28 protein-coding genes, 1 pseudogene and 1 other annotated feature are annotated in these 25,277 nt (G+C 51.1%); of the genes and pseudogenes, 10 read left to right on the forward strand and 19 right to left on the reverse strand.

The window, feature by feature from the left end; translation table 11 throughout:
* Window positions 1–181: 181 nt before the first annotated feature.
* From H7R76_RS12150 to amyA, 13 genes are all read right to left on the reverse strand, one after another.
* On the reverse strand, window positions 182–646 hold the full coding sequence (locus H7R76_RS12150; protein ID WP_106929238.1) for a C40 family peptidase: 465 nt from the start codon (window positions 644–646) through the stop codon (window positions 182–184).
* Between the two features lie 95 nt (window positions 647–741).
* Complete coding sequence (gene btuD / locus H7R76_RS12155; protein WP_182965323.1) at window positions 742–1,503, reverse strand: vitamin B12 ABC transporter ATP-binding protein BtuD; 762 nt, start codon at window positions 1,501–1,503, stop codon at window positions 742–744.
* The gene (locus H7R76_RS12160; RefSeq protein ID WP_106929220.1) at window positions 1,500–2,054 is read right to left on the reverse strand and encodes a glutathione peroxidase; all 555 of its coding nucleotides are present in this window, start codon (window positions 2,052–2,054) and stop codon (window positions 1,500–1,502) included. The genes btuD and H7R76_RS12160 overlap by 4 nt, the downstream gene beginning before the upstream one ends.
* An 88-nt stretch (window positions 2,055–2,142) precedes the next feature.
* Window positions 2,143–3,129 carry a vitamin B12 ABC transporter permease BtuC gene (gene btuC, locus H7R76_RS12165; protein ID WP_182928993.1) on the reverse strand — a complete coding sequence of 329 codons (987 nt, stop codon included), beginning with the start codon at window positions 3,127–3,129 and terminating at the stop codon, window positions 2,143–2,145.
* Between the two features lie 100 nt (window positions 3,130–3,229).
* Entirely contained in the window at window positions 3,230–3,529 is a 300-nt protein-coding gene (gene ihfA / locus H7R76_RS12170) for an integration host factor subunit alpha (RefSeq protein WP_003030571.1), read from the reverse strand.
* A 4-nt stretch (window positions 3,530–3,533) separates the two neighbouring features.
* Window positions 3,534–5,921 (reverse strand): phenylalanine--tRNA ligase subunit beta, encoded by a 2,388-nt coding sequence (pheT, locus tag H7R76_RS12175; protein WP_182928994.1) that lies wholly within the window; start codon window positions 5,919–5,921, stop codon window positions 3,534–3,536.
* 15 nt (window positions 5,922–5,936) lie between these two features.
* Window positions 5,937–6,920 carry a phenylalanine--tRNA ligase subunit alpha gene (gene pheS, locus H7R76_RS12180; RefSeq protein WP_106929226.1) on the reverse strand — a complete coding sequence of 328 codons (984 nt, stop codon included), beginning with the start codon at window positions 6,918–6,920 and terminating at the stop codon, window positions 5,937–5,939.
* A 60-nt stretch (window positions 6,921–6,980) separates the two neighbouring features.
* Window positions 6,981–7,105: a sequence feature (Phe leader region), on the reverse strand.
* Window positions 7,056–7,100: a pheST operon leader peptide PheM gene (gene pheM, locus H7R76_RS12185; RefSeq protein WP_001386830.1), complete on the reverse strand. Its 45-nt coding sequence runs from the start codon at window positions 7,098–7,100 to the stop codon at window positions 7,056–7,058. Its footprint overlaps the feature before it by 45 nt.
* A gap of 118 nt (window positions 7,106–7,223) precedes the next feature.
* Window positions 7,224–7,580, reverse strand: coding sequence for a 50S ribosomal protein L20 (gene rplT, locus H7R76_RS12190; RefSeq protein ID WP_013366084.1), 357 nt, complete (start codon window positions 7,578–7,580; stop codon window positions 7,224–7,226).
* A 51-nt stretch (window positions 7,581–7,631) separates the two neighbouring features.
* Entirely contained in the window at window positions 7,632–7,829 is a 198-nt protein-coding gene (gene rpmI / locus H7R76_RS12195) for a 50S ribosomal protein L35 (RefSeq protein ID WP_003030583.1), read from the reverse strand.
* 96 nt (window positions 7,830–7,925) lie between these two features.
* The gene (gene infC / locus H7R76_RS12200; protein WP_071845866.1) at window positions 7,926–8,468 is read right to left on the reverse strand and encodes a translation initiation factor IF-3; all 543 of its coding nucleotides are present in this window, start codon (window positions 8,466–8,468) and stop codon (window positions 7,926–7,928) included.
* A gap of 3 nt (window positions 8,469–8,471) precedes the next feature.
* On the reverse strand, window positions 8,472–10,400 hold the full coding sequence (gene thrS / locus H7R76_RS12205) for a threonine--tRNA ligase (RefSeq protein ID WP_106929228.1): 1,929 nt from the start codon (window positions 10,398–10,400) through the stop codon (window positions 8,472–8,474).
* 291 nt (window positions 10,401–10,691) lie between these two features.
* A complete protein-coding gene (gene amyA / locus H7R76_RS12210) occupies window positions 10,692–12,179 on the reverse strand; it encodes an alpha-amylase (protein WP_182965325.1) in 1,488 nt (495 codons plus the stop codon).
* Window positions 12,180–12,281: 102 nt separating this feature from the next.
* Here amyA and yniD point away from each other — a divergent pair, with 102 nt between their 5' ends.
* Entirely contained in the window at window positions 12,282–12,389 is a 108-nt protein-coding gene (gene yniD / locus H7R76_RS12215; RefSeq protein WP_100249959.1) for a small membrane protein YniD, read from the forward strand.
* A gap of 116 nt (window positions 12,390–12,505) precedes the next feature.
* Window positions 12,506–13,203, forward strand: a protein-coding gene (locus tag H7R76_RS12220) for an IS1 family transposase (RefSeq protein ID WP_223174630.1) whose coding sequence is annotated in 2 segments (ribosomal slippage) — window positions 12,506–12,755 and window positions 12,755–13,203 — 699 coding nt in all. Because the reading frame shifts where the segments join, the coding sequence is not laid out codon by codon here.
* A 200-nt stretch (window positions 13,204–13,403) separates the two neighbouring features.
* Here H7R76_RS12220 and H7R76_RS12225 read toward each other — a convergent pair.
* On the reverse strand, window positions 13,404–13,649 hold the full coding sequence (locus H7R76_RS12225) for a YdgH/BhsA/McbA family protein (RefSeq protein WP_106929232.1): 246 nt from the start codon (window positions 13,647–13,649) through the stop codon (window positions 13,404–13,406).
* 266 nt (window positions 13,650–13,915) lie between these two features.
* Window positions 13,916–14,674: a DUF481 domain-containing protein gene (locus H7R76_RS12230; RefSeq protein WP_106930827.1), complete on the reverse strand. Its 759-nt coding sequence runs from the start codon at window positions 14,672–14,674 to the stop codon at window positions 13,916–13,918.
* A gap of 315 nt (window positions 14,675–14,989) precedes the next feature.
* On the opposite strand from H7R76_RS12230, the gene pfkB reads away from it, so the two are divergent.
* Window positions 14,990–15,922 (forward strand): 6-phosphofructokinase II, encoded by a 933-nt coding sequence (gene pfkB / locus H7R76_RS12235; RefSeq protein ID WP_182965327.1) that lies wholly within the window; start codon window positions 14,990–14,992, stop codon window positions 15,920–15,922.
* Between the two features lie 253 nt (window positions 15,923–16,175).
* Window positions 16,176–17,036, forward strand: coding sequence for a fructosamine kinase family protein (locus H7R76_RS12240; RefSeq protein WP_182928997.1), 861 nt, complete (start codon window positions 16,176–16,178; stop codon window positions 17,034–17,036).
* Window positions 17,037–17,065: 29 nt separating this feature from the next.
* On the opposite strand, the gene tonB is transcribed toward H7R76_RS12240, so the two are convergent.
* Complete coding sequence (gene tonB / locus H7R76_RS12245) at window positions 17,066–17,779, reverse strand: TonB system transport protein TonB (RefSeq protein ID WP_181358060.1); 714 nt, start codon at window positions 17,777–17,779, stop codon at window positions 17,066–17,068.
* Between the two features lie 221 nt (window positions 17,780–18,000).
* Between tonB and H7R76_RS12250 the strand changes: the two genes are divergently transcribed.
* Together H7R76_RS12250 and H7R76_RS12255 are read left to right on the forward strand one after the other, a co-directional pair.
* Window positions 18,001–18,297 carry a YciI family protein gene (locus tag H7R76_RS12250; RefSeq protein ID WP_106930819.1) on the forward strand — a complete coding sequence of 99 codons (297 nt, stop codon included), beginning with the start codon at window positions 18,001–18,003 and terminating at the stop codon, window positions 18,295–18,297.
* A 294-nt stretch (window positions 18,298–18,591) separates the two neighbouring features.
* The gene (locus H7R76_RS12255; protein WP_182965329.1) at window positions 18,592–19,572 is read left to right on the forward strand and encodes an IS5-like element ISKpn26 family transposase; all 981 of its coding nucleotides are present in this window, start codon (window positions 18,592–18,594) and stop codon (window positions 19,570–19,572) included.
* A 462-nt stretch (window positions 19,573–20,034) separates the two neighbouring features.
* On the opposite strand, the pseudogene H7R76_RS25265 reads toward H7R76_RS12255, so the two are convergent.
* A pseudogene (locus H7R76_RS25265) lies at window positions 20,035–20,146 on the reverse strand (hypothetical protein); the annotation flags it as partial.
* Between the two features lie 390 nt (window positions 20,147–20,536).
* Here H7R76_RS25265 and H7R76_RS12260 point away from each other — a divergent pair.
* Window positions 20,537–22,042, forward strand: coding sequence for a sensor domain-containing diguanylate cyclase (locus H7R76_RS12260; RefSeq protein ID WP_182965331.1), 1,506 nt, complete (start codon window positions 20,537–20,539; stop codon window positions 22,040–22,042).
* Window positions 22,043–22,192: 150 nt separating this feature from the next.
* Here H7R76_RS12260 and ymcF read toward each other — a convergent pair whose 3' ends face one another.
* The gene (gene ymcF, locus H7R76_RS24865; RefSeq protein WP_227673975.1) at window positions 22,193–22,375 is read right to left on the reverse strand and encodes a cold shock small protein YmcF; all 183 of its coding nucleotides are present in this window, start codon (window positions 22,373–22,375) and stop codon (window positions 22,193–22,195) included.
* A 144-nt stretch (window positions 22,376–22,519) separates the two neighbouring features.
* Between ymcF and H7R76_RS24870 the strand changes: the two genes are divergently transcribed.
* Together H7R76_RS24870 and cspF are read left to right on the forward strand one after the other, a co-directional pair.
* Complete coding sequence (locus H7R76_RS24870) at window positions 22,520–22,684, forward strand: YnfU family zinc-binding protein (protein ID WP_227673899.1); 165 nt, start codon at window positions 22,520–22,522, stop codon at window positions 22,682–22,684.
* Window positions 22,685–23,064: 380 nt separating this feature from the next.
* Entirely contained in the window at window positions 23,065–23,277 is a 213-nt protein-coding gene (gene cspF, locus H7R76_RS12265) for a cold shock-like protein CspF (RefSeq protein WP_106930813.1), read from the forward strand.
* A gap of 190 nt (window positions 23,278–23,467) precedes the next feature.
* Here the strand turns inward: cspF and H7R76_RS12270 are convergent, their stop codons facing one another.
* Complete coding sequence (locus tag H7R76_RS12270; RefSeq protein WP_015964169.1) at window positions 23,468–23,641, reverse strand: YciY family protein; 174 nt, start codon at window positions 23,639–23,641, stop codon at window positions 23,468–23,470.
* 143 nt (window positions 23,642–23,784) lie between these two features.
* Here H7R76_RS12270 and cls point away from each other — a divergent pair, with 143 nt between their 5' ends.
* The gene (cls, locus tag H7R76_RS12275; RefSeq protein ID WP_106930811.1) at window positions 23,785–25,245 is read left to right on the forward strand and encodes a cardiolipin synthase; all 1,461 of its coding nucleotides are present in this window, start codon (window positions 23,785–23,787) and stop codon (window positions 25,243–25,245) included.
* Window positions 25,246–25,277: the final 32 nt, after the last annotated feature.

Raw genomic sequence — 25,277 nt, forward strand, 5'->3', positions numbered from 1 at the left:
CTTTTTATTTTTATAGTCCGTCACTGGATCATAATGATTGTAATCGAAAGTAATGGATTAACACAATCAACCTGAAGTTCTATGATCTCGCCTAACAAAATCAGAATAATACGGGCGGATTAATTAAATTTATGCCGTCTATAAAAAGAAAAGGAGGCATTTCGCCTCCTTTTCTTTTCGATTAAATTCGCCTGGCCTGCCAGAAGTTTTTCTGCCAGTAGACGTTGTTAAGCGACGATCGCGTCACGCCCTGGCTGGTAGAGGCATGGATAAATTTGTTATCGGTGTCATAGATACCGACATGAAGCCCGCTCTCACCTGCTCCGGTCTTGAAGAACACCAGATCGCCGGGCAGCAGATCGTCTTTGTCTATTTCGGTGCCAATTTTCGCCTGCTGTCGCGTTTCGCGCGGTAACTGCATTTCGAATTTATCACGGAACGTCACCAGCACAAACGCAGAACAATCAACGCCGCGACGATTCATTCCGCCATAGCGATATGGCGTACCGTGCCAGTTTTGCAGCTGATCGTTTAAGCTGGCAATCACGGTGATCGAATCCGCAAGCCGGGGATTCGGCGGCGGTGCACGATGGCTACTGCACCCTGCTAAAATGAATGCGACGAGAAAAAGAGCCCAGAAACGCATATCCAGCGAATCCTCTATTTTTTTATTCAGCCAATAAATTATATCCATTGCGTATTGGCTGGCAAGCAATCCGCGCCCCGATAAGCGGAGTTGGATTAATTTTCGCCGACTTCATCGTAAATGAGCATTTGATGACCGGCAATGTCCAGCCGCTGAAAATGCATATTATACGCTACAGCTAAATTCTTCGGCTGCATTACATTTTCAGTTTCACCACGGGCAATGCATCGCCCCTGGCATAATAGCCACACGCGATCGGCATGGCGTAGCGTGTAGTTCAGATCGTGGCTGCTCATTACGATAGCCACGCCTGCGGCGCGGAGTTCATCCAACATTTTGTTCAGCGCCGCCTGCTGGGATACGTCGAGGCTGTTCATCGGCTCATCGAGCAACAGCAGCTGCCCGTCCGGATTCGCTGCGGGGTGAATTTGCAGCATCACCGCCGCCAGCCTGACGCGCTGCCATTCACCGCCGGAAAGCTGATTAACGTTGCGTGCAAGCTTGTTTTTCAGCCCCAGCGCATCGGTAATATGGACGGCAAGCGGCGAGTGCTGCCCCCCCTGCTGATGCAGCATCAGAAATTGCCAGACGGGCATGGCAAAAGGCGGCGTCTGGTGCTGGGAGAGATAGGCTCGGTGGCGCGCAAGCTCGGGAGCAGGCCATGCCTCCAGCGGCTGCGCGTTCAACGTAATCTCGCCCTTACCGCGGTGCAGACCGGCCATTCTGGCCAGCAACGTGCTTTTCCCGGCGCCATTCGGCCCGACCAGATGCACGATTTCCCCGCGCGCCACATCGGCGCTGAAGTCCTGAAGACGGACACCTTCGCCGACGTGTTGAAGCTGCATCAACGTGGTCATAGCTCGGCGATAGCCTGCTTAATTGCCGCCGTCAGAATCGGATCGTCCGGCGTCATATCCGGGGAGAAACGATCGATAACGCGTCCGTCACGGCCAATCAGGAACTTCTCAAAGTTCCACAGGATGTCACCAGGATGCGCGGGCGCACGTCCTTTGCTCGCCATTCGCTCATAAAAGCCGCTCCCCTGCGGCGCAATGGCAACCGGCGCCAGGCGCGTCAACAAACTGTACAGCGGATGACGCGTTGCACCGTTCACTTCAATTTTACTGAACAGCGGGAAAGTTACGCCGTAAGTCGTGCTGCAGAAGATTTTAATGTCTTCCTCGCTGCCCGGTTCCTGGCCCAGGAACTGATTACAGGGAAAGCCCAGCACGGTGAAGCCTTCATCCTGCAATGACGTTTGCAGCGCCTCCAGCTGTTCGTACTGCGGCGTCAGGCCGCACTTCGACGCCACGTTAACAATCAGCAGGACCTTGCCCTGATAGCGTTCCAGGGTCGTGTTCTCGCCGTCAATGGTGGTCACGGGGGTGTTCAGAATCGTGGTTTGCATAGCATCCTCATTTCAGCGTGTTAGGGGGTCTTATCGCCCGGTCTTTAATAATAGACAGATAGGCTAGCCCGACGGCAAGCCTTTTCATTCACGCGTAGCGTCCTGACCTGAGCAGCAGCCAGATAAACACCGGCGCGCCGAGCGTCGCCGTCACCACGCCAATTGGCAGTTCCGCCGCCGACAGCGCCAGTCGCGCGACAATGTCGGCAAACAGCAGCGTACAGGCTCCCGCCAGCGCGCTGGCAGGCAGCAGCACCCGGTGATCGGTCAGACCGCACAGGCGCAGCATGTGCGGCACCACCAGACCGATAAACCCAATCGCCCCAGCCAGCGCGACGCTCACGCCGACCAGCCAGCCGGTCGCCATCACCAGCAGCTTGCGCCAGAATGCGATAGGCACGCCCAGCTGGCGGGCAGACGTTTCCCCCAGCGCCAGCAGATTCAGAGGCTGTGATTGCAGGCAGACCCAGATAATCACCGGCAATAGTGCAATCATCAGCCACACCTGCTGCCAGTCCACGCCGCCAAAACCGCCCATCATCCAATACATTAATTGACGCAGATCGAACGAGGTCGAGAAATAGACGGCCCAAGTCATGATGGCGCTGCAGATAATCCCTAGCGCCACCCCCGCCAGCAACAGCCGGCTGGTCGACAGGTAACGACGCGCGAAGCGCATCAGAATCGCGGTAATCACCAGCGCACCGGCAATGGCCGCAAGCCCGGGAGCCCATCCCGGCAGGCTGCCCTGGCCGAGCATAATCGCCGCGATAAGTCCGACGCCCGCGCCGTTAGAGACGCCCAGCAGCCCCGGCTCGGCGAGCGGGTTTTCAAACAACGCCTGCATCACTGCGCCGGAAAGGGCCAGCGCGGCCCCCACCAACAGTACGGCGGCGGTTCGCGGCAGGCGAATCTGCCAGATAAACAGCTGGCCTTTTGCGGTCAGCCATTCGCCGGGCGGGATCCAGCGCTCACCCGCGCAAAGGCTGATCGCCAGCATACACAGTAGCGCCAGAGACAGCCCGACAAGCCAGCGGCGGTTGCGCCGCTGCTGTTGATGTACGTAAACCTGCATAGTTATCCGTCAGCCCGTAGAGAAGCGGTTGATTTTACGGTGACAATGCCGCACAGAAAAGAAAAAGGCCGCATCAGCGGCCTTTTTAGTTAGTGCAGAATTACTCTTCTTTGGGTGTTGCGTTTTCGACCCGGCTTTTTAACTTCTGTCCTGGTCTGAAGGTCACCACACGCCGGGCTGTAATGGGAATATCTTCACCCGTTTTTGGGTTACGTCCCGGGCGTTGATTTTTGTCACGCAGATCAAAGTTGCCAAAACCGGACAGCTTAACCTGTTCACCGTTTTCCAGAGCACGACGGATCTCTTCAAAAAACAGCTCCACCAGTTCTTTGGCATCCCGCTTGCTAAGCCCAAGCTTATCAAACAGATATTCTGACATTTCAGCTTTTGTAAGCGCCATAGGTTCAATCCCTCAATGATGCCTGGAATCGCTCTTTCAATGCCTCTACGCATTTGGCAACGGTAGTGGCAATCTCCTCTTCTTCGAGTGTACGGCTGGTATCTTGTAGAATCAGGCTGATAGCAAGGCTCTTATAGCCTTCCGCAACACCCTTACCGCGGTACACGTCAAATAAGTTTACGCCAACTACCTGATTTACGCCAACTTTCTTACATTCGTTTAAAATATCTGCCGCAGGCACATTTTCAGCCACAACGACGGCGATATCACGACGGTTTGCCGGGAAGCGAGAAACGTCACGCGCCTGAGGAACCACGCGGTCTGCGAGCTTGTCCCACTCCAGTTCAAACGCCAGCGTACGGCCGTTCAGGTCCAGTTTACGTTCCAGTTCCGGGTGGATAACACCAATGAAACCAATACGTTCACCGTGCAAATAAATGGCGGCGGACTGGCCTGGATGCAGGGCCGGGTTGGCTTCCGCTTTGAACTCAATTTCAGACAATTTACCGGTCAGGTCGAGAACGGATTCCAAATCGCCCTTCAGATCGTAGAAATCAACGGTCTCTTTCGCCAGATTCCAATGTTCGTCATAGCGGTTACCGCAAATCACGCCGCCCAGCAGCACGTCCTGGCGAATACCCAGCGGAGCCTGCGTATCCGGAACAAAGCGCAGGCCAGTCTCGAAAATACGCACGCGGTTCTGCTGACGGTTCTGGTTATAAACCACCGTCGACAACAGGCCGGTGAGCAGAGACAGACGCATCGCGGACATTTCGCTGGAAATCGGGCTTGGCAGAATCAGCGCTTCTTCACCAGGGTGCACCAGCTGCTGGACCTTCGGATCCACGAAGCTGTAGGTGATCACTTCCTGGTAGCCTTTGTCGTTAAGCATGGTTTTGACGCGTTTGAGCGACAGATTGGCTTCTTTATGGCTACCCATCACCAGACCGGCCTGTACCGGCTCGTTCGGGATGCTGTTGTAGCCGTAAACACGCGCCACTTCTTCAACCAGATCTTCTTCAATCTCCATATCGAAACGCCAGGTTGGCGCAACCGCCTGCCACTGGTCGTTACCGACGGTCACTTCACAGCCCAGACGGGTCAGGATATCCGTCACCTGGTCATCGGCAATGTGATGGCCAATCAGGCGATCCAGCTTGCTGCGACGCAGCGTGATAGTTGCACGCTTCGGCAGTGAGGCTTCGTGGGTAACGTCAACAATCGGACCCGCTTCGCCGCCGCACAGTTCAATCAGCAGCGCGGTAGCGCGTTCCATGGCTTTGTACTGCAGCGCCGGGTCAACACCACGTTCGTAGCGGTGAGACGCATCGGTATGCAGGCCATAACGACGTGCGCGTCCGGTGATGGACAGCGGGCTGAAGAACGCCGACTCCAGCAGCACGTTCTGGGTTTCATCATTCACCCCAGAATGCTCGCCACCAAAGATACCGGCCATCGCCAGCGCTTTGTTATGATCGGCAATCACCAGCGTGTCGGCGCTAAGTTTGGCTTCAGAGCCGTCCAGCAGCACCAGCGTTTCGCCCTCTTTCGCCATGCGCACTTTGATGCCGCCTTCAATGCGATCTTTATCGAACGCATGCATCGGCTGACCCAGTTCCAGCAGGACGTAGTTGGTGACATCAACCACGGCATCGATGGATCGAATACCGCAACGACGCAGTTTTTCTTTCATCCACAGCGGGGTTGGCGCTTTCACGTTGATACCTTTGACCACTCGGCCCAGATAGCGCGGGCAGGCATCGGCTGCTTCTACGTCAATCGGCATCACATCAGCGATGGTTGCCGCTACTGGCGCAATTTCCGGCGCGTTGAGCGGCAGCTTGTTCAGCACCGCAACGTCGCGGGCAACGCCAATGATGCCCAGGCAGTCGGCACGGTTCGGAGTCACGCTGATTTCGATAGTGTTATCGTTAAGCTTCAGGTATTCACGGATATCGGTACCCAGCGGCGCGTCGGCCGGCAGCTCGATAATACCGCTATGATCGTCGGAAATGCCCAGCTCGGAGAAGGAGCACAGCATCCCTTCTGACGGTTCACCGCGCAGTTTAGCGGCCTTAATTTTGAAGTCGCCCGGCAGTACGGCGCCAATAGTCGCGACCGCAACTTTCAAACCCTGGCGGCAGTTCGGCGCGCCACAGACGATATCCAGCAGACGTTCGCCGCCCACGTTAACTTTTGTAACGCGCAGTTTGTCCGCATTCGGGTGCTGGGCGCATTCAACGACCTCACCCACTACCACGCCATTGAAGGAGCCGGCCACGGCTTCAACGCCGTCGACTTCCAGACCCGCCATGGTGATTTGATCGGACAGCGCTTCGCTGTCGATAGCCGGGTTAACCCAATCGCGTAACCACAGTTCACTGAATTTCATTATGTTGCCCTGCCCTTATTTAAACTGTTTGAGGAAACGCAGATCGTTTTCGAAGAATGCACGTAAATCGGTGACGCCGTAACGCAGCATAGTCAGACGTTCCATGCCCATACCGAAGGCGAAGCCGGAGTAAACTTCCGGATCGATACCCACGTTGCGCAGGACGTTCGGGTGCACCATGCCGCAGCCCAGCACTTCCAGCCATTTACCGTTTTTGCCCATCACGTCAACTTCCGCTGACGGTTCGGTAAACGGGAAGTAGGACGGACGGAAACGAATCTGCAGGTCTTCCTCAAAGAAGTTGCGCAGGAAATCGTGCAGCGTCCCTTTCAGGTTGGTAAAGCTGATGTTTTTATCAACAATCAGGCCTTCCATCTGATGGAACATCGGGGTGTGGGTCTGATCGTAGTCGTTACGATAGACGCGGCCCGGCGCAATGATACGAATTGGCGGCTGCTGATCTTTCATGGTACGGATCTGTACGCCGGAAGTCTGGGTACGCAGCAGACGGGTGGCGTCAAACCAGAAAGTGTCGTGGTCAGCACGTGCCGGGTGGTGCGTTGGGATGTTCAGCGCATCGAAGTTATGGTAGTCATCTTCGATTTCCGGGCCCGTTGCAACGGTAAAGCCGAGCTCACCGAAGAAACTTTCAATACGGTCGATAGTACGCGTTACCGGGTGTAAACCACCGTTCTCAATACGACGACCCGGCAGGGAGATGTCAATGGTCTCTGCGGCCAGACGGGCGTTCAACGCGGCGTTTTCCAAATCGGCTTTACGCGCGTTCAGTGCCTGCTGCACCTGCTCTTTCGCTTCGTTAATGACCGCGCCTGCGGCCGGGCGCTCTTCTGGCGGCAGGTCACGCAGTGTGGTCATCTGAAGGGTCAGATGCCCTTTCTTGCCCAGATATTCGACGCGGACATTGTCTAACGCGGCAACATCTGAAGCCTGGTTAATGGCTGCCTTGGCACTGGCAACCAGCTCTGCGAGATGTGACATGGTTTTCCTCATTATGTCGGTGCAGACACCGGTTTGGTGGACTTAATCTCGAATTCAGATACAAAAAAAGCCTCCATCCGGAGGCTTATTGGCGCTGATTTTTCGTTTCTTCTTTCACGCGCAAGCCTCCTGGATTCAGGTGCTAAAGTAAAAGAAGAAGCGGAAAATAGCAGCATTCATGCTTGCGTTACCTTGTGTGGTAAGGGTCGTAACACCTTTATTGAAAGGGCTACGGGAATAAATGTCAACGTTTTGATGCGATTAAAATGAAAAGAGGGAGACTAGCTCCCTCTTCCAACTGGCTTATGCCAGTGCTGCTTTCGCTTTTTCGACCAGAGCGGTGAACGCTACTTTGTCGAATACTGCGATGTCAGCCAGGATCTTACGGTCGATTTCAACAGAGGCTTTTTTCAGGCCGTTGATGAATTTGCTGTAAGAAATGCCGTTCTGACGTGCTGCTGCGTTGATACGCGCAATCCACAGTTGACGGAACTGACGCTTTTTCTGACGACGGTCACGATAAGCGTACTGACCAGCTTTGATAACAGCCTGGAAGGCAACGCGGTATACGCGAGAACGCGCACCGTAGTAGCCTTTAGCTTGTTTCAAAATTTTCTTGTGACGTGCACGTGCAATTACACCACGTTTTACGCGAGCCATATGTGCTCTCCTGTATCTATATTCTTAGTAAAAAAATTAAACGTTAACGGCTTATGCGTACGGCAGGCACGCGATAACCAGACCCAGATCGCCTTTAGAAACAAGGCCTTTTGGACGCAGGTGACGTTTACGTTTAGTAGATTTTTTGGTCAGAATATGACGCAGGTTTGCGTGCTTACGCTTAAATCCACCACCACCGGTTTTTTTGAAGCGCTTAGCAGCACCGCGTACGGTCTTAATCTTTGGCATCTTAATAACTTCCACTTCGCATTGTTAATAAACGAAACATAGGCGAACAACGCCAGTGAAGCCCGAAAGCTCCACGGACATTGCTACTTGAAGGCCTTACTGTTTCTTCTTAGGAGCGAGCACCATGATCATCTGGCGGCCTTCGATCTTCGTAGGGAAGGATTCGACTACTGCCAGTTCACTCAGATCGTCACGGACGCGGTTAAGCACTTCCATACCGATCTGCTGGTGGGCCATCTCACGACCGCGGAAACGCAGCGTGATCTTAGCCTTATCGCCATCTTCGAGAAAGCGTACCAGGCTGCGGAGTTTTACCTGGTAATCGCCATCATCGGTCCCAGGACGGAATTTAATTTCCTTAACCTGGATAACTTTTTGCTTTTTCTTCTGTTCCTTAGAAGACTTACTCTTTTCATAAAGGAACTTGCCGTAGTCCATGATACGACAAACTGGCGGTTCGGCGTTAGGGCTGATTTCAACTAAATCTACTCCAGCCTCTTCAGCCTTTTCGATTGCTTCTCTCAGACTCACAATACCCAGCTGCTCACCTTCCAGACCAGTTAAGCGAACTTCCTGGGCGCGAATCTCGCCATTGATACGATTCGGACGTGCCGTTTGAACTCGTTTTCCGCCTTTAATACCTTATTCCTCCAGTTGTTGAAGACTGCGGCTGCGAATCTCTTGTTGCAGCTTCTCAATCACTTCGTTTACGTCCAGGCTGCCCAAGTCTTTGCCACGACGGGTGCGCACGGCGACTTTGCCGGCTTCAACCTCTTTGTCGCCACAGACCAACATGTAAGGGACACGACGTAAAGTGTGCTCGCGGATTTTAAAGCCAATCTTCTCATTTCTCAAGTCTGCTTTTACGCGAATGCCTGCATTTTGTAGTTTACGGGTCAATTCGTTAACGTATTCAGACTGAGAATCGGTAATATTCATCACCACAACCTGCACCGGCGCAAGCCATGTTGGGAAGAAACCGGCAAATTCTTCGGTCAGGATGCCAATGAAGCGCTCCAGTGAACCGAGAATGGCGCGGTGAATCATTACCGGAACCTGACGTTCGTTGTTTTCGCCCACATAAGAGGCGCTCAGACGAGCCGGCAGGGAGAAGTCCAGCTGTACAGTACCGCACTGCCAAGCACGATCGAGGCAGTCATACAGGGTAAACTCAATTTTCGGACCATAGAACGCGCCTTCACCCAGTTGATATTCAAACGGGATGTTGTTCTCTTCCAGCGCGACGGCCAGATCCGCTTCTGCACGGTCCCACATTTCATCGCTGCCGATACGTTTTTCCGGACGCGTTGAAAGTTTGACCACGATTTTTTCAAAACCGAAAGTGCTGTACATATCATAGACTAAACGAATGCACGCGTTCACTTCATCACGCACCTGCTCTTCCGTACAGAAGATATGGGCGTCATCCTGAGTAAAGCCGCGTACGCGCATCAGACCATGCAGCGCACCAGACGGTTCGTTACGGTGGCAGCTACCGAACTCCGCCATACGCAGCGGCAGGTCGCGGTAGGATTTCAGACCCTGGTTAAAGATCTGCACATGCCCCGGACAGTTCATCGGTTTGATGCAGTATTCGCGGTTCTCCGAAGAGGTGGTGAACATCGCATCTTTGTAGTTGTCCCAGTGGCCGGTTTTTTCCCACAGCACACGGTCCATCATGAACGGGCCCTTCACTTCCTGATACTGGTACTCTTTCAGCTTGGAGCGTACGAAAGTTTCCAGCTCACGGAAGATGGTCCAGCCGTCGTTATGCCAGAAGACCATGCCCGGCGCTTCTTCCTGCATATGATACAGGTCAAGCTGCTTACCGATTTTACGGTGGTCGCGTTTTGCCGCTTCTTCCAGACGCTGCAGATAGGCATTCAGGGCTTTTTTGTCCGTCCACGCCGTACCGTAGATACGTTGCAGCATTTTGTTGTTGCTGTCGCCACGCCAGTAGGCGCCTGCGGTTTTCATCAGCTTGAAGTAGTGGCAGAAACGCATATTCGGCACGTGCGGACCGCGGCACATGTCGATGTATTCTTCGTGATGATACAAACCAGGTTTGTCATCATGCGCGATATTTTCATCAAGAATGGAAACTTTATAGGTTTCGCCACGTTTTACGAAAGTATCGCGAGCTTCATGCCAGCTGACCTTCTTCTTGATGACGTCGTAGTTTTTCTCGGCAAGCTCGTGCATACGTTTTTCGAGCGCGTCGATGTCTTCCTGGGTCAGCGTATGGTCAAGATCGACGTCGTAATAGAAACCGTTGTCGATAACCGGGCCGATCGCCATTTTGGTGTTAGGCCACAGCTGTTTGATAGCGTGTCCAAGCAGGTGAGCACACGAGTGACGAATGATTTCCAGACCGTCTTCATCTTTTGCAGTAATGAGAGACAGCGTGGCATCATTTTCAATAATGTCGGATGCATCAACCAGTTCACCGTTCACGCGCCCAGCGATGGTGGCTTTTGCCAGACCAGGGCCGATGTCCAGAGCGACATCCATCGGGCTAACGGCGTGGTCGTAATGGCGTTGGCTGCCATCAGGAAGAGTAATTACAGGCATTTCATGTCCTTATTTGCAGTGGTGCCCCACACGAAAGAGCACATACAAAACAAAAGTATTTAGAAATATCAGTTTGTTAAATGCGTTTCTGAGCTTCACTCTGCTAAGTGTGTACATCCACAAGTATTCTGAATGTACCCGCATTAACGCCCTGATACCGAAGCACCAGTGTACACGCCGCTGACCTGGCAGAAAAGTGTGAATTGGCGACGACAGCCGATGACTGCCGCTATCGAAGATAAAAGCAGCGCATCGTCACCGCCAATGGCGATGATGATGACTGACTGGCGCTTACAGCCCCTCCTCCATCACCCACACGCTGACGCTACCGCCATTACAGGTAAAGGTCGCGCCCCCCGCGTCGTTGGTTTCAACACACTCCTCGCGGTTATTAAGAAAATCTTTCCAGCGCTTATTGGCATAATTTTCGCCGAGCGTCAGCTTCTTTTCACCGGCGTCGCCATTAGACAGCACCACCACGCAGCCCGGCATATCTTCTGTTCCACTGCGACTAAAGGCAATGCAGTTCGGATGATCGAACCACAGGGTCTGTACACCGTGGGCGAAGCGCTGGCGGGCATGAATCAGCTCGTGTAGCTGCTCAATCACCGGCATGTCGATAACGTAGTTTTCACCGTCCCCGCCGCTATCTTCATAGTGGGCGCCAAACAGATCGGGATAAAAGACCGACGGCACGCCGTTTTCACGCAGCAGGATTAGCGCATAAGCCAGCGGTTTAAACCAGGCTTCCACCGGCGCTTCCAACGCCTGAAGCGGCTGGGTATCATGGTTCGCCACCAGCGTAACCGCATGGAACGGGTCGGCCTCAACCAACGTACCGGTAAAGATCTGGCTCATGTCATAATCGCGTCCCATGCGCGACGCATCGTGGAAATGCATTTGCAATGGGGCATCAAACAGCAGAGTTTTCCCCTCAACCTGAGCAATGTACTGCTGTAATTTCTCGACATCATGGGACCAATATTCCGCAACAACAAACAGCGGCTTGGCGGCCACTTCCTGCACGTGCTCAATCCACGCCTTATAGAACCACGCGGGGATATGTTTAACGGCATCCAGGCGAAAACCATCGCAGCCGGTCTGCTCAAGCATCCACCGTGCCCAGTATTTCAATTCTTCCGCCACCGCCTGATTGCGAAAATCAACATTTTCGCCCATCAGATAGTCATAGTTCCCCATTTCGTCGTCGACCTGATCGCTCCAGCCTTCGCCGGTATAGTCGTTCACGATTTTGAAGATGCCATCTTCGTCAGGGTTCTCGATATGGTCAATGCCGCTAAAACATCTGAAATCCCAGATAAACTGCGAGTATTTTCCTGCGCGCGCGGGAAACGTGTAGCGGGTCCACGCTTCACACTCAATGACTTCGTCATCGATTTGCGTACGATCGTCTGCATTCACGCGCTGTACGCGGATACGCTCCTTCTCATCTGCTCCCATCTTATGGTTGACGACCACGTCCATCAGCACCGCAATATCATGTTGTTTCAGGGCGTCGATGGCCGCCAGCAGCTGAGATTTATCGCCATATTTGGTTGCCACCGTTCCTTTCTGATCGAACTCCCCCAAATCAAAAAGATCGTAGCTGTCATAGCCAACGGAATACCCCCCAGACGCCCCTTTGCAGGCCGGCGGCAGCCAAATCATGTTGATACCAATTTCGTTCAAGCTGGGCGCCAACGCCGCCGCTTCCAGCCACAATTCACCACCGGCGGGATAATACCAATGAAAGCATTGTAATAAGGTGGGGTTGCGCATACCTGTTCTCCGCATAAGACGACACAAGAACTATAAGAGGGAAATACGCCAGGTGCGAGATTCTGGTACACTAAGTGCATTCAACGCCAAAAGGAATGGACCATGCCAACACATCGATTTGCAAAAAAACACTGGAAAATGGTGCTAGTGCTGATCGCTATCTGTGGTGCCATGCTGTTGCTGCGATGGGCAGCAATGATTTGGGGATAATAAAACGGAAAGAATGAGGGTTGGGAAAAGTATGGTTAAAGATCATTTATATACAAAAAATGGTGATGCTACCAACTTGCTGATTTAGTGTATAATGGTGTTTTTGAGGTGCTCCCGTGGCTTCAGTCTCCGTCTGCTGTCCCTCCTGTTCCGCTACTGAAGGCGTGATGCGTAATGGCAAAAGTACTGCCGGGCATCAACGTTATCTCTGCTCTCACTGCCGTAAAACATGGCAGCTCACCTTCACTTATGCCGCTTCTCAGCCCGGTACACACCAGAAAATCATTGATATGGCTATGAACGGCGTCGGTTGCCGTGCCACCGCACGACTAATGGGCGTGGGCCTCAACACCATTTTGCGCCATTTAAAAAACTCAGGCCGCAGTCAGTAACCTCCCGGATACAGCCGGGCAGTGATGTCATTGTCTGTGCGGAGATGGACGAGCAATGGGGCTACGTCGGTGCAAAATCACGTCAGCGCTGGCTGTTTTACGCGTATGACAGGATACGCAGGGCGGTGGTAGCCCACGTTTTCGGTGAACGCACTATGGCCACACTGGAGCGTCTTCTGAGCCTGCTGTCAGTTTTTGACGTGGTGGTATGGATGACGGACGGCTGGCCGATGTATGAGTCACGTCTGAAGGGAAAACTGCACGTCATCAGTAAGCGTTACACGCAGCGAATTGAGCGACACAACCTGAATCTGAGACAGCATCTGGCAAGGCTGGGCAGGAAGTCCCTGTCGTTCTCAAAATCGGTGGAGCTGCATGACAAAGTCATCGGGCACTATCTGAACATAAAACACTATCAGTAAATTGGAGTCATTACCCAAAAAATGCGCTTAACCCGATTCAATTAACAATACGTGCCGTTAAAATATCCGAACTGTCGTTTTAAATATCAACATACTTAATTAGCTAAATATCAACAGCAGCAAGAAAAACCGGTACATCTCTACCCGGTTTTCTCTGCCGGTATAAAATAATTAAATCAAATTATTACAGCACAGAATGATTAATACCACTCACCCGCAACAAGGGTATGGACATTGAATGCGTCGTCCATAGAGCGGCCGGTAGACTGTGAGCCGGGGGCGATGTTAGAACCCGCTTCAACGTCATAAGCGCTGGAGATCCCCACGTGTTGAACGGTGGTGGCATTAGTGGTACGGGCTGGCTGCGTTGCAGGTTCGGCGGCAAATACGCCGAAAGAGAGTGCTGACAGCAGAATAGCTGCAGATGCGATTTTGATATTTTTCATAATGTTTATTCTCTAACTGGATTAAGACTCTAGACTGCCAAGCATCATTTCGCCCTTGAACATAGTCTAGATCCAGATCACACTTTTGACTAGTCAAAATATTTAGCTATTCGTGTCAAATTTACTGAATATATGTCTGAAACGGCAAATATGGAGATATTATGGAGGGAGTGTATTTTTAATTAAATAAAACAGCGGTTGAATTTAAGAATAACACAATACGCTAAACTGAAAATACAGGCCGGAAGAAAACCGGCCCATAAATATTACATGGTATAACCCAGCGTCAGAGAAGTGCGGCGATCGGTGTGATTCGGCGCAGTTTCCGGCGGCTCAGAGTTCCAGGTGACGTTGTAAGCAACCTTCAGACCGAAGTGTGCGTTGATTGCCACGTTCAGCGCGGTCTCTGAGTTCACGGTGGTATCATCAGCCCCCAGGACGGATACGCCCTGAGTAAATTTGGCGGTGTCGGTCATCTGCCACGCGTAGGCAGCAGAAGCGTAGCCGAGCGCCTGGGTTTCCGTGTTGCCATCGGTATATTCGTCATAGCGAACCCCTGGACCAAATTCAAAGCGGAAGCTGTGAATAGGGCCATTCAGGAACTGACGACCATAACCAGCCGTGAAGACATCTCGTTCATGATAGCCGTTATAGCGGTCAGTCAACCAGCTGGCCTGACCGAACAGATAGTCTTGATTCGTCATGTTATAACGACTACGGCCGCCAACGGCGTACTTTTCAGAAGATCGTTCATCGTTAGCCGAAGTATTGCTGGCATTGCCCCACAGGGACCATGCTGTCGTATCGCCGTACCAGGTCAGCGTCGTATCAGCGGTGGCTGACGAGCTTTTAGTATTACCTGATTGCGCGAGGTAGCCCGCATTCACGTTACCTTCAAAAGGTTTCTTAGCGGCGGTTGGGTCATCCATGACAGTAAAAACGGTATCACTGGCGGTTGCATACGCAGACGCAAACACGCCCCCCAGCAGCACAACCGCTGCCGGTACTGTCTTCAAAAGCTTCATTTATTATGAGTCCGTACAACAAAAAAGGAGACGCTTACGTCCCGGAAACTTTCGCGAGGATCAACGACGGGGTGGTCCATAGAAAGGCAACAAATTATAAAAAGCCACGTATAACATAGCAATCCTAATCTGCTGTCATTTTTTGAATAAGAGCGTTCTTAAACCGCATTTTATTTCATAATAAAAGTAAGCATTTATTTACTCTTTTCTATAAAAATCATGCCGTTGTTGCTTTATTTATTGTTAACCAGGTGCCAGACTTACCTCTACATGTGTTTCGAGCCGCTCATTAGCTCATAAATGGAGTTTATAGCTATGGTTAAAATTTACACACTCACGTTCGCCCCTTCTCTCGACAGCGCGACCCAAACGCCGCAAATCTATCCTGAGGGGAAACTCCGCTGTAGCGCACCCATTTTTGAACCGGGCGGCGGTGGGATTAACGTTGCACGGGCGATAACCTTCCTTGGCGGCAACGCCACCGCCCTCTTCCCGGCGGGCGGCGCAACGGGCGAACATCTGGTTACGCTGCTGCAGACTGAACATGTTCCCGTCGTGACCATTGCCTCGCGTGAATGGACGCGTCAGAACCTGCACGTACACATTGATGCCAGCGGCGAGCAGTACCGTTTTGTGATGCCGGGCGCTGCGTTACATGATGACGAAATTCAGGCGCTTCAGACGCAGATGTTACAGATTCCCCCGGGCTCGTTATTAGTCATCAGCGGCAGTTTACCGCCCGGCGTTTCACTGCTGCAATTTGTCGCCCTGATCCGTGCCGCTCAACAGCACGGATTACGCTGCATTATCGACAGTTCCGGCGAGGCGCTCACGGCCGCGCTGGAGATTGGCAATATCGAGCTGGTAAAACCGAATCAAAAAGAGCTAAGTGCGCTGGTACAGCGCGATTTGAGCCAGCCGGACGACGTCCGCAACGCCGCGCAGGAACTGGTCCGCAGTGGAAAAGCCCACCGTGTCGTGGTGTCGCTAGGTGCCCAAGGGGCGCTGGCCGTTGACGCGCGTAGCTGCGTGCAAGTTGTCCCGCCCCCCATTAAAAGCCAAAGCACCGTTGGCGCGGGCGACAGCATGGTCGGCGCGATGACGTTGAAACTGGCGGAAAACGCCAGCCTGCAGGACATGGTTCGCTACGGTGTGGCAGCAGGCAGCGCCGCGACGCTTAATCAAGGCACCCGCCTGTGCTCGCGCGAGAATACGCAAAAGATCTACGACTACCTGCAATCGCACTAAATGTGCAGGAAAACGCCCCTGCGGGCTAACCCGCAGGTCGCTAAATTGTTGTAATCAACTATGCTAAGCAAACTCCATTGTTAACAATCGAGTGTCTCCGCTGGTTGAGTCACCATACGTCTGTAGCAGAAACGTTATTACGTCGCTTCTGCTTTCTACATTCTTTTTACCCGTTGTGCGGTATAGCTCGAATTTTTACCCGGCAGTAATGCGCTAACCTTATGATACGGCAGAAAACATGGGGAGAGACATCATGTGGCAAGCGATCAGTAGCCTGTTAGGCGAGCAACTCGGAAGTGGCGAAATCGATCTGCGTAATGAACTGCCCGGCGGAGAAATTCACGCCGCGTGGCATATGCGTTATGCCGGTCGTGATTTTTTCGTGAAGTGCGATGAACGTGAATTGTTGCCCATTTTTACCGCAGAGGCCGACCAGCTGGAGCTGCTCTCTCGCAGTAAAACGGTGTCTGTCCCAGAGGTCTTCGTCGTCGGCGCAGACCGCGACTACAGTTTCCTGGTGATGGAATATCTCCCGCCTCGTCCGCTGGACGCGCACAATGCCTTCCTGCTGGGTCAACAGCTGGCGCACTTACATCAGTGGAGCGATCAGCCGCAGTTCGGTCTCGATTTTGATAACGATCTCTCCACTACCCCGCAGCCCAACGCCTGGCAGCGTCGCTGGTCGACATTCTTTTCCGAGCAGCGCATCGGCTGGCAGCTCGAGCTGGCGGCGGAAAAAGGCATGGAGTTTGGCGATATCGACGCGATCGTCGATCACGTGCAGCAGCGCCTGAGCGCACATCAGCCGCAGCCTTCTCTGCTGCACGGCGATTTGTGGTCAAATAACTGCGCGCTTGGGCCGAACGGGCCGTATATTTTTGATCCTGCCTGCTACTGGGGAGACCGTGAGTGCGATCTGGCCATGCTGCCGCTGCATCCGGATCGCCCACCGCAGATCTACGATGGCTATCAGTCGGTGTCCCCGCTTCCGGCCGATTTTCTCGACCGTCAGCCCATTTACCAGCTCTATACGCTGATTAACCGCGCTATTCTTTTTGGCGGCCAGCACTTCGTCGCCGCGCAGAAGGCACTGGATAAAGTCCTCGCCGTATAACGACAAAGCCCCCTTTCGGGGGCTTTCGCTTAATTCATCTGCACGCCTTTCAGGCGGAATTCAATATTCATAATCAATCCCGTCCCCGGTTTCCCGGCTTCGTAACGCCATTTACGCATCGCCGTTTTCACGTCGCGTTCAAACATATTGGATGGCTGCGCCGAGAGTATTTCCACATTCTCCACACGGCCATCGGCGGTCACGTCGAATTTGACCCGCACTTTACCTTCAATACGCAGCGCCTGAGCGCGCGTCGGGTACCCCGGCTGAGGACGATTCAGCGCACGCGGACCGGTGGGTGCATTCACCGACGGCGCGCTGGCCCCGGGAAGATTGTTCGCTACTGAACTTGCCGGTGGCGCATCGCGGTTGACCGTTGACAGCGGACGAGATTCAACCGGCCGCACTTCTTGCTTCGGTTGCTCAATTTTTTTCACCGGTTTTGGCTTCGGTTTCGGTTTTGGCTTCGGTTTATGGATCACCACCGGCGCCTGCGGCACTTCAGGAATAGGCTCCGGTTCCGGCTCAGGTTCCGGTTCAACGACAGGCTGGGGCTGAACCACGGCCTGAGGCGGTTCTAAATCGGCAGGGGCCACCATCGTGACCGTAATCGGCTGCGCGGGCGCGGGCAGTTCAATAACCTGATGTACCGAGGTATACAGCAGACCGGCCACGACGGCGCCATGGATGCCAACTGAGAGCAACGTCGGCCAGGGAAACCGGCGAGGTAAATCATAGGTCATTGCAGTCATAGTCGTTACAGTTGAAAAATGAGAGCTCAATCTTAAATGCAAATAGCAATCATATTCAATAAGACATCTTATCTTCGGTCAATTTTCTCCCGCAGTTGCCCAAAAAGCGCGCACCGATTTCCCTCTTTTTACGGCAGTGCAACTTTGCATTGCAGTCACCGACGCTTTCCCTTACCGTAATCCGCAAACTATTTTAAACAGGAGTTCTGCCCGTGCTTTACGTCATTTATGCCCAGGATGTCGCCGACTCTCTTGAAAAACGTCTTGCCGTTCGCCCTGCTCATCTGGCCCGTTTGCAACTGCTGCACGATGAAGGCCGCCTGCTGACCGCTGGCCCAATGCCTGCAGTCGACAGCAACGATCCGGGCGCCGCAGGTTTCAGCGGTTCCACGGTTATTGCAGAATTTGAATCTCTTGAAGCCGCCCAGTCCTGGGCCCAGGACGACCCGTACGTGGCGGCCGGAGTCTATCAGCAGGTTTGGGTAAAACCGTATAAAAAGGTATTTTGATAATAAATAATCAATAAATACAATACATTAAAAAAGACACTGCCTTGACTTTAATTCTTAAGGGCGCAGACAAGTACACAATGTTTGTGCCCTTAACTTTACCCTCGATTTGCCTTCCACCGGGTTCAACGTGTTGTTTGCTAATGACATACTTGAAGTATAAGTGCCTGGTCTGCCATTTTGAAAGATAAGGTTATTGTCTGAATGAGTACTTTAGATGCGCTAGGGAAGGTGCGAACAAGTTCCTGATATGAGATCATCATGTTCATCCGGAGCGCATCCCAGAGGGACATCATGAGCCATCAACTCACCTTCGCCGATAGTGAATTCAGCACTAAGCGCCGTCAGACCCGAAAAGAGATTTTCCTCTCCCGCATGGAGCAGATTCTGCCATGGCAGAATATGACCGCTGTCATCGAGCCGTTTTATCCCAAGGCGGGCAATGGCCGACGGCCCTATCCGCTGGAGACCATGCTGCGTATTCACTGCATGCAGCATTGGTACAACCTGAGCGACGGTGCCATGGAAGATGCCCTGTACGAAATCGCCTCCATGCGCCTGTTTGCCCGATTATCCCTGGATAGCGCCCTGCCGGATCGCACCACCATCATGAATTTCCGCCACCTGCTCGAGCAGCATCAACTGGCCCGTCAATTGTTCAAGACCATCAATCGCTGGCTGGCCGAAGCAGGCGTCATGATGACCCAAGGCACTTTGGTGGATGCCACCATCATTGAGGCACCCAGCTCTACCAAGAACAAAGAGCAGCAACGCGATCCGGAGATGCATCAGACCAAGAAAGGCAATCAGTGGCACTTTGGCATGAAGGCCCACATTGGTGTCGATGCCAAGAGTGGCCTGACCCACAGCCTAGTCACCACCGCGGCCAACGAGCATGACCTCAATCAGCTGAGTAATCTGCTTCATGGAGAGGAGCAATTTGTCTCAGCCGATGCCGGCTACCAAGGAGCGCCACAGCGCGAGGAGCTGGCCGAGGTGGATGTGGACTGGCTGATCGCCGAGCGTCCCGGCAAGGTAAAAACCTTGAAGCAGCATCCGCGCAAGAACAAAACGGCCATCAACATCGAATACATGAAAGCCAGCATCCGTGCCAAGGTGGAGCACCCGTTTCGCATCATCAAGCGGCAGTTCGGCTTCGTGAAAGCCAGATACAAGGGGCTGCTGAAAAATGATAACCAACTGGCGATGTTATTCACCCTGGCCAACCTGTTTCGGGTGGACCAAATGATACGTCAGTGGGAGAGATCTCACTAAAAACCGGAAATAACGCCAGAAATGGCGGAAAAAATAGCCTAAATAGGCTGATTCGATGTGTTTGCGGGAAAAAAATCGGCCCAGATCCGCGAAATTTTAATCAGCGAGTCAGCTTTGGAAGAAATGACCTGCTTATTCGCACCTTCCCTAGCTGCTTTGGCTTTTTGTCTGTGCGGCCTCTTCTATATCTGTCATACAGGAAGAGCTATCCAAACTGGCGTTTTCATTGGCTGGTACAAGGGCTCGTATGAAAAATACTATATCTACCGCGCAAAAGAACCCTGGAATTTCTATTTTAACGTTATCGGGATGGCGGTAATAGGCGCGCTGCTTTTCGCAATAGGAGTTGTTATATTCGATGAAAATCTTCAGGTTTTTCTATATATGAGGTCGCTATCGGTGTAAGAATAAGATTGTTCACCTACGGATCCAGTGCGCCGTCTCGATGACCTCCCAGTCTGGTTTTACCATACTTTCCGTATTCTCCAAATCCCGTATCAACTCAGGGATTCTACCCGGTGATGCTCCTTGTAATATCATCAGATATGCGTATTACCAGGCCACAGCATTCTGATTTTTTGAATGACTTTCAAAACATCCTGGCTGAGGCCCGGCGTGGGTTGTTCCGGTGAATGTTATTAACGCTGCATTGCCATTCCACCAGGCCAAACCAACCAAATAACAGGAAGTTAATCTTCCGCTGATTTCCACCAAAAGAACCACCCCTCTTCCCTTCAGGCTGTAAAGCACGCTGAGCCTAATGCGATATACGTATTTGAATGACCGCTTGCTCACAAAAATTAACTATAGGCAAAAACGATCGATACATAAATATTGATCGTTAATGACAATCAATGATATAGTTACAATAAAAATAAAACGTGGTTTCGAAAAAATAAATACGTTTTTATTAAGTACATTTATTTTGCATGGATGTAGATATTAACAAGCTCTGGAGTAATTTATGATTGGTAGTTTAAGTTTTAAGAGACCATTAAATTTTATATTTACGATACTTGCCGTATGCGTATTTCTCTCTAGTCTTGTGCTAGTTCTATTGCAGAAAAATCATATATTCAAACATTATCACTCTCTGCATAATACGCATACGCAAAATATTGCGTCATTTATTCAGAAAGACATAAATGCTAACGAAGAGTCTCTGTTATATCTAAAATCAGAGCTTGTTGAAAAATACAAAGAAAAAAACAGCAAAATGAGTGACGGTGAATTATCGGCGTTTTTGACAAGTCATCTAAGGTTACTACCCGACATCCTGGCAATCATTACGTCTACTCCTGAAGACAGAGAGGTTCATGTTCCTTATGCATCAAGCACTGATTCAGTCGATCATAAAACGCGGCCATGGTATATCGCAGGTCAAATCAGCGCCGGTGATGTAGTATTTACTGAACCTTATACTGACCTGAATACATCAAGAAAAATATATTCAATGTCACTACCGGTCAGTGGCAGTGACGGTAAACATTTTGGTGTTGTTTCGTTCGACATTGATGTTATCAAAGGAGAGCGCTCATTAAAGAAACTGGCCTCACCGTTGCCGAACACTAAGTATCTCATAACCAGAGAGGGTTCTGTCGTACTCAGTTCAGATAGCAAAGATGAACTGACGCATATTCCTGATGTGATGTCCAATATCGGTGAGTACAATGGTACATTTTACCTTCCCGATACTAAGGCATATTATTACTATTATCATATTAGCCATCCGGATTGGTATCTGTTGATTAAAGTAGACCGTTCAGAATACAGTAATATCGCTTATAATAAAAACTTCCCAATTTTCATTATAACAACGATCTTACTACTTGTTCTCGCCACCTGCTGGTGGTCAATGAGGACAATACTTAACAATATATATATCCGTATTACGGGTTCCATACAGAATGGAATTATTGAGAAGAAAGCTGCTGACGAACTGCTCGTCGAGCAAATAAAAAACACCACCCTCCAGATGGATCACGTCAAATCAGAATCGTTAACTGACAGCCTTACTGGTTTAAAAAATCGCCGTGCGTTTGACGCTGACATTCAGAAAAAAAGCAGTAATAACCATGCCATTCTTGCCTTGATAGATATTGATAATTTCAAACTGATTAATGATAGCTTTGGTCATACAACCGGAGATATCGTGCTCAAAACGGTTGCAAGCTTTGGAATGCGCTTGTGCGGGCTATCTGACATCACTTTGTATCGCTACGGTGGTGAGGAAATTGCTGTAATCTTTACCGATGTGAATTTAGATGATGCTATCAAGTGGCTGGAAAACTGGAAAAATGAAGTTAAGCATCGTCAATTCAGAGAGCCAAACCTGAAAGTGACGTTCAGTGGCGGGGTTTGCGTGCTGAGCGATAAAAAAGCTGAAGATGCCATCGCTATCGCTGACGGCTACCTGTACCAGGCGAAATCTATGGGTAAAGATAGAATATATGATGGAACAAAAATTTAATCAGCGTTTAGCCGTATAAACTTATACATTGTCAGTATAAAGCAATAATCCTCTTATGCTTAGGGGATTACTGCTCAAACTAATCTCTGTATTGAGTAATATCTTGCTTGATAATATCCGAAAAGATAACCAGCACAGTCCTCCGTTGTGCTAAACGCCATGCCGCACACCAGGAATTTTATCACTGGCATTCATAGACCCATTAAAGACCATATTGGTTTTACAAAAAATACACTTCGCACCAAATGAGTTTTTCTCTGAGACATCAAACGCTGACATTCGATATTGAGAGCCATGGCAACATGGGCATCTAAAATGAATATTTAAATTAATACTATATACCTCTTTTTGAAGGTTTAACTTACTTTTTGTTATAAATGTGACTTTTACGTGGCAATACCGATGTAAAGCTAAAACAAACAAGCATCCACATGCATAACCGTGTATGGTGACAGTCCATTCAATCAGGAGATGTCTATGTCCGGACGTAAGAATACACAATCAAACCGCAATTATCTGGTTAAGTGCCTATGCCCAAACTGCTCGAAGAACTCAGAGCATAGTTTTACTCGAGTTCAGAAGGGCTCACAGTTAGTCTGCCCGTATTGCAATAGTTTATTCAAATCCTCGCCGCACATCTAAAAATACGCGTGGCCAAATGTTCTCATGGCGTTAACTAAAATCCTCATTTGGCAATCAAATTTGTATGCAATCATTCTTGAAAACATACCGACTTCTTTTACGTATGTTAATTTCGATGATTGCTATAAACACATAGTACTGTACGTTGAACTCAAAGGAAGGAGATATCAGCGATAGCGCCAGACGATGAAGGTTATACAGAAGAATATTTTACGTTTTGCTTGCGTTTCAAGCTTACGCAGCCATTAATGCATTTCCTATGCGGATTAGCAAATTTTATTTTAGCCATCCAGGAGTCCTGATTAAAATTCTGGCATAACATTAGCTTTTAATTTTTTTTAAGCGTATAGTTTGCCCGTAATTTTTAACAAGGAATCTATTTGTCTCGTAAAATGACAGGCATTGTCAAAAGTTTTGATGCTATCAGTGGTAAAGGTTTTATCACCCCTTCCGACGGTCGAAAAGACGTTCTGCTACACATTTCAGCAGTCTATTGTAGTCAATCCGAAAGCCTGATACCGGGAATCCGCGTTGAGTTTTGTCGTATCAATGGTCTCAACGGGCCAGTGGCCGCAAACATCTACTTATCTTGATCTTATTTTCACCCGCAACGCAGCATGCCGTACTCACAGATACGCGTCGCGTCAGAGAGGACGGGGATTCATGGAATGGAACGTCTTTAATCGGAATACGCGAACGACAATATAAAAAGTGTTCTGATTGACGTTAACGCTGAGCCACCAGCAAAAACAGAGGGCACCCTGACGGTGCCCTTTTTTATCATCAGAGATCGTAGATGGCGAACAACAGGCAGTTACGCTGCCGACCGACCAGGCACTTTCTGATGGAGTGGATGCGCATGTTACGACGCGATTGAGCTTCCAGCCAACGCGCTTTACGGCGGCTTGCTTGTCTCAGCATCCGCCAGCGCCCCACTTCAGGTCTACTACGCTTCATTGCTCACGCTCTTGCTAAAAAAGACGCTCCATTATAGCCCCTTGCTAATCGCTGACCAGCGCTTTCTGGGTGCGTTTTTATTTGCCAGATGTCTCCTGATGCGTAAACTCTTAACATCTGGCATTCAAAAGGATTTTCGAACTATGACAACCGTGTACACCGTAGTAAGTTGGATGGCTATTCTGGGGTATTGGTTGTTAATCGCCGGGGTAACGCTGCGTATTCTGATGAAACGCCGCGCCGTGCCGTCGGCAATGGCCTGGCTGCTGATCATCTATATCCTGCCGCTGGTCGGTATTATTGCCTATCTCTCGCTGGGCGAACTGCATCTCGGCAAGCGACGCGCGGAACGTGCGCGCGCCATGTGGCCTTCCACCGCCAAATGGTTAAACGACCTGAAGGCCTGCAAACACATTTTCGCCGACGATAACAGCCAGGTCGCCTCATCGCTGTTTAAGCTATGCGAACGCCGTCAAGGCATCGCCGGCCTGAAGGGCAATCAGCTACAGCTGCTTACCGACTCCGACGATGTCATGCAGGCGGTCATCCGCGACATCCAATTGGCGCGGCACAATATCGAAATGGTCTTTTACATCTGGCAGCCCGGCGGCATGGCCGATCAGGTAGCCGAATCGCTGATGGCCGCCGCACGTCGCGGCGTACACTGCCGCCTGATGCTCGATTCGGCTGGCAGCGTCGCCTTCTTCCGCAGCCCGTGGGCAGCGATGATGCGTAATGCAGGCATCGAGGTGGTCGAGGCGCTCAAGGTTAATCTGATGCGTGTATTTTTACGGCGCATGGATTTACGTCAGCATCGCAAAATGATCATGATCGACAACTATATTGCTTACACCGGCAGTATGAACATGGTCGACCCGCGTTTCTTTAAGCAGGACTCCGGCGTTGGCCAATGGATTGATCTGATGGCGCGAATGGAAGGGCCGATCGCCACGGGAATGGGTATTGTCTATTCCTGTGACTGGGAAATTGAAACCGGTAAGCGCATATTACCACCTGCGCCGGACCTTAACATTATGCCCTTTGAAGAGGCCAGCGGGCATACTATTCAGACTATCGCCTCCGGCCCAGGCTTCCCTGAAGATTTGATTCATCAGGCGCTGTTGACCGCAGCCTATTCTGCCCGCGAATACCTGATTATGACGACGCCGTACTTCGTCCCCAGCGACGATCTGCTGCACGCAATCTGCACCGCCGCACAGCGTGGGGTTGATGTCAGCATTATCCTGCCGCGTAAAAACGACTCGGTGCTGGTTGGCTGGGCTAGCCGCGCCTTCTTTACCGAACTCCTGGCGGCCGGCGTCAAAATCTATCAGTTTGAAGGCGGTCTGCTGCACACAAAAAGCGTGCTGGTCGATGGCGAGCTGAGCCTTGTCGGCACGGTTAATCTCGATATGCGCAGCCTGTGGCTTAACTTTGAGATTACCCTGGTCATCGATGACAGCGGATTCGGCAGCGATCTCGCGGCCGTGCAGGATGATTATATTTCCCGCTCGCGGTTACTGGACGCGCGTTTATGGGTAAAACGTCCATTCTGGCACCGTATTGCTGAGCGACTGTTTTACTTCTTTAGCCCATTACTGTAAAACGTGCCCATCAGCACTCAACAGGTAGCCAT

This window comes from Klebsiella sp. WP8-S18-ESBL-06 (assembly GCF_014169755.1).
GTDB classification, from domain to species: domain Bacteria; phylum Pseudomonadota; class Gammaproteobacteria; order Enterobacterales; family Enterobacteriaceae; genus Kluyvera; species Kluyvera ascorbata_B.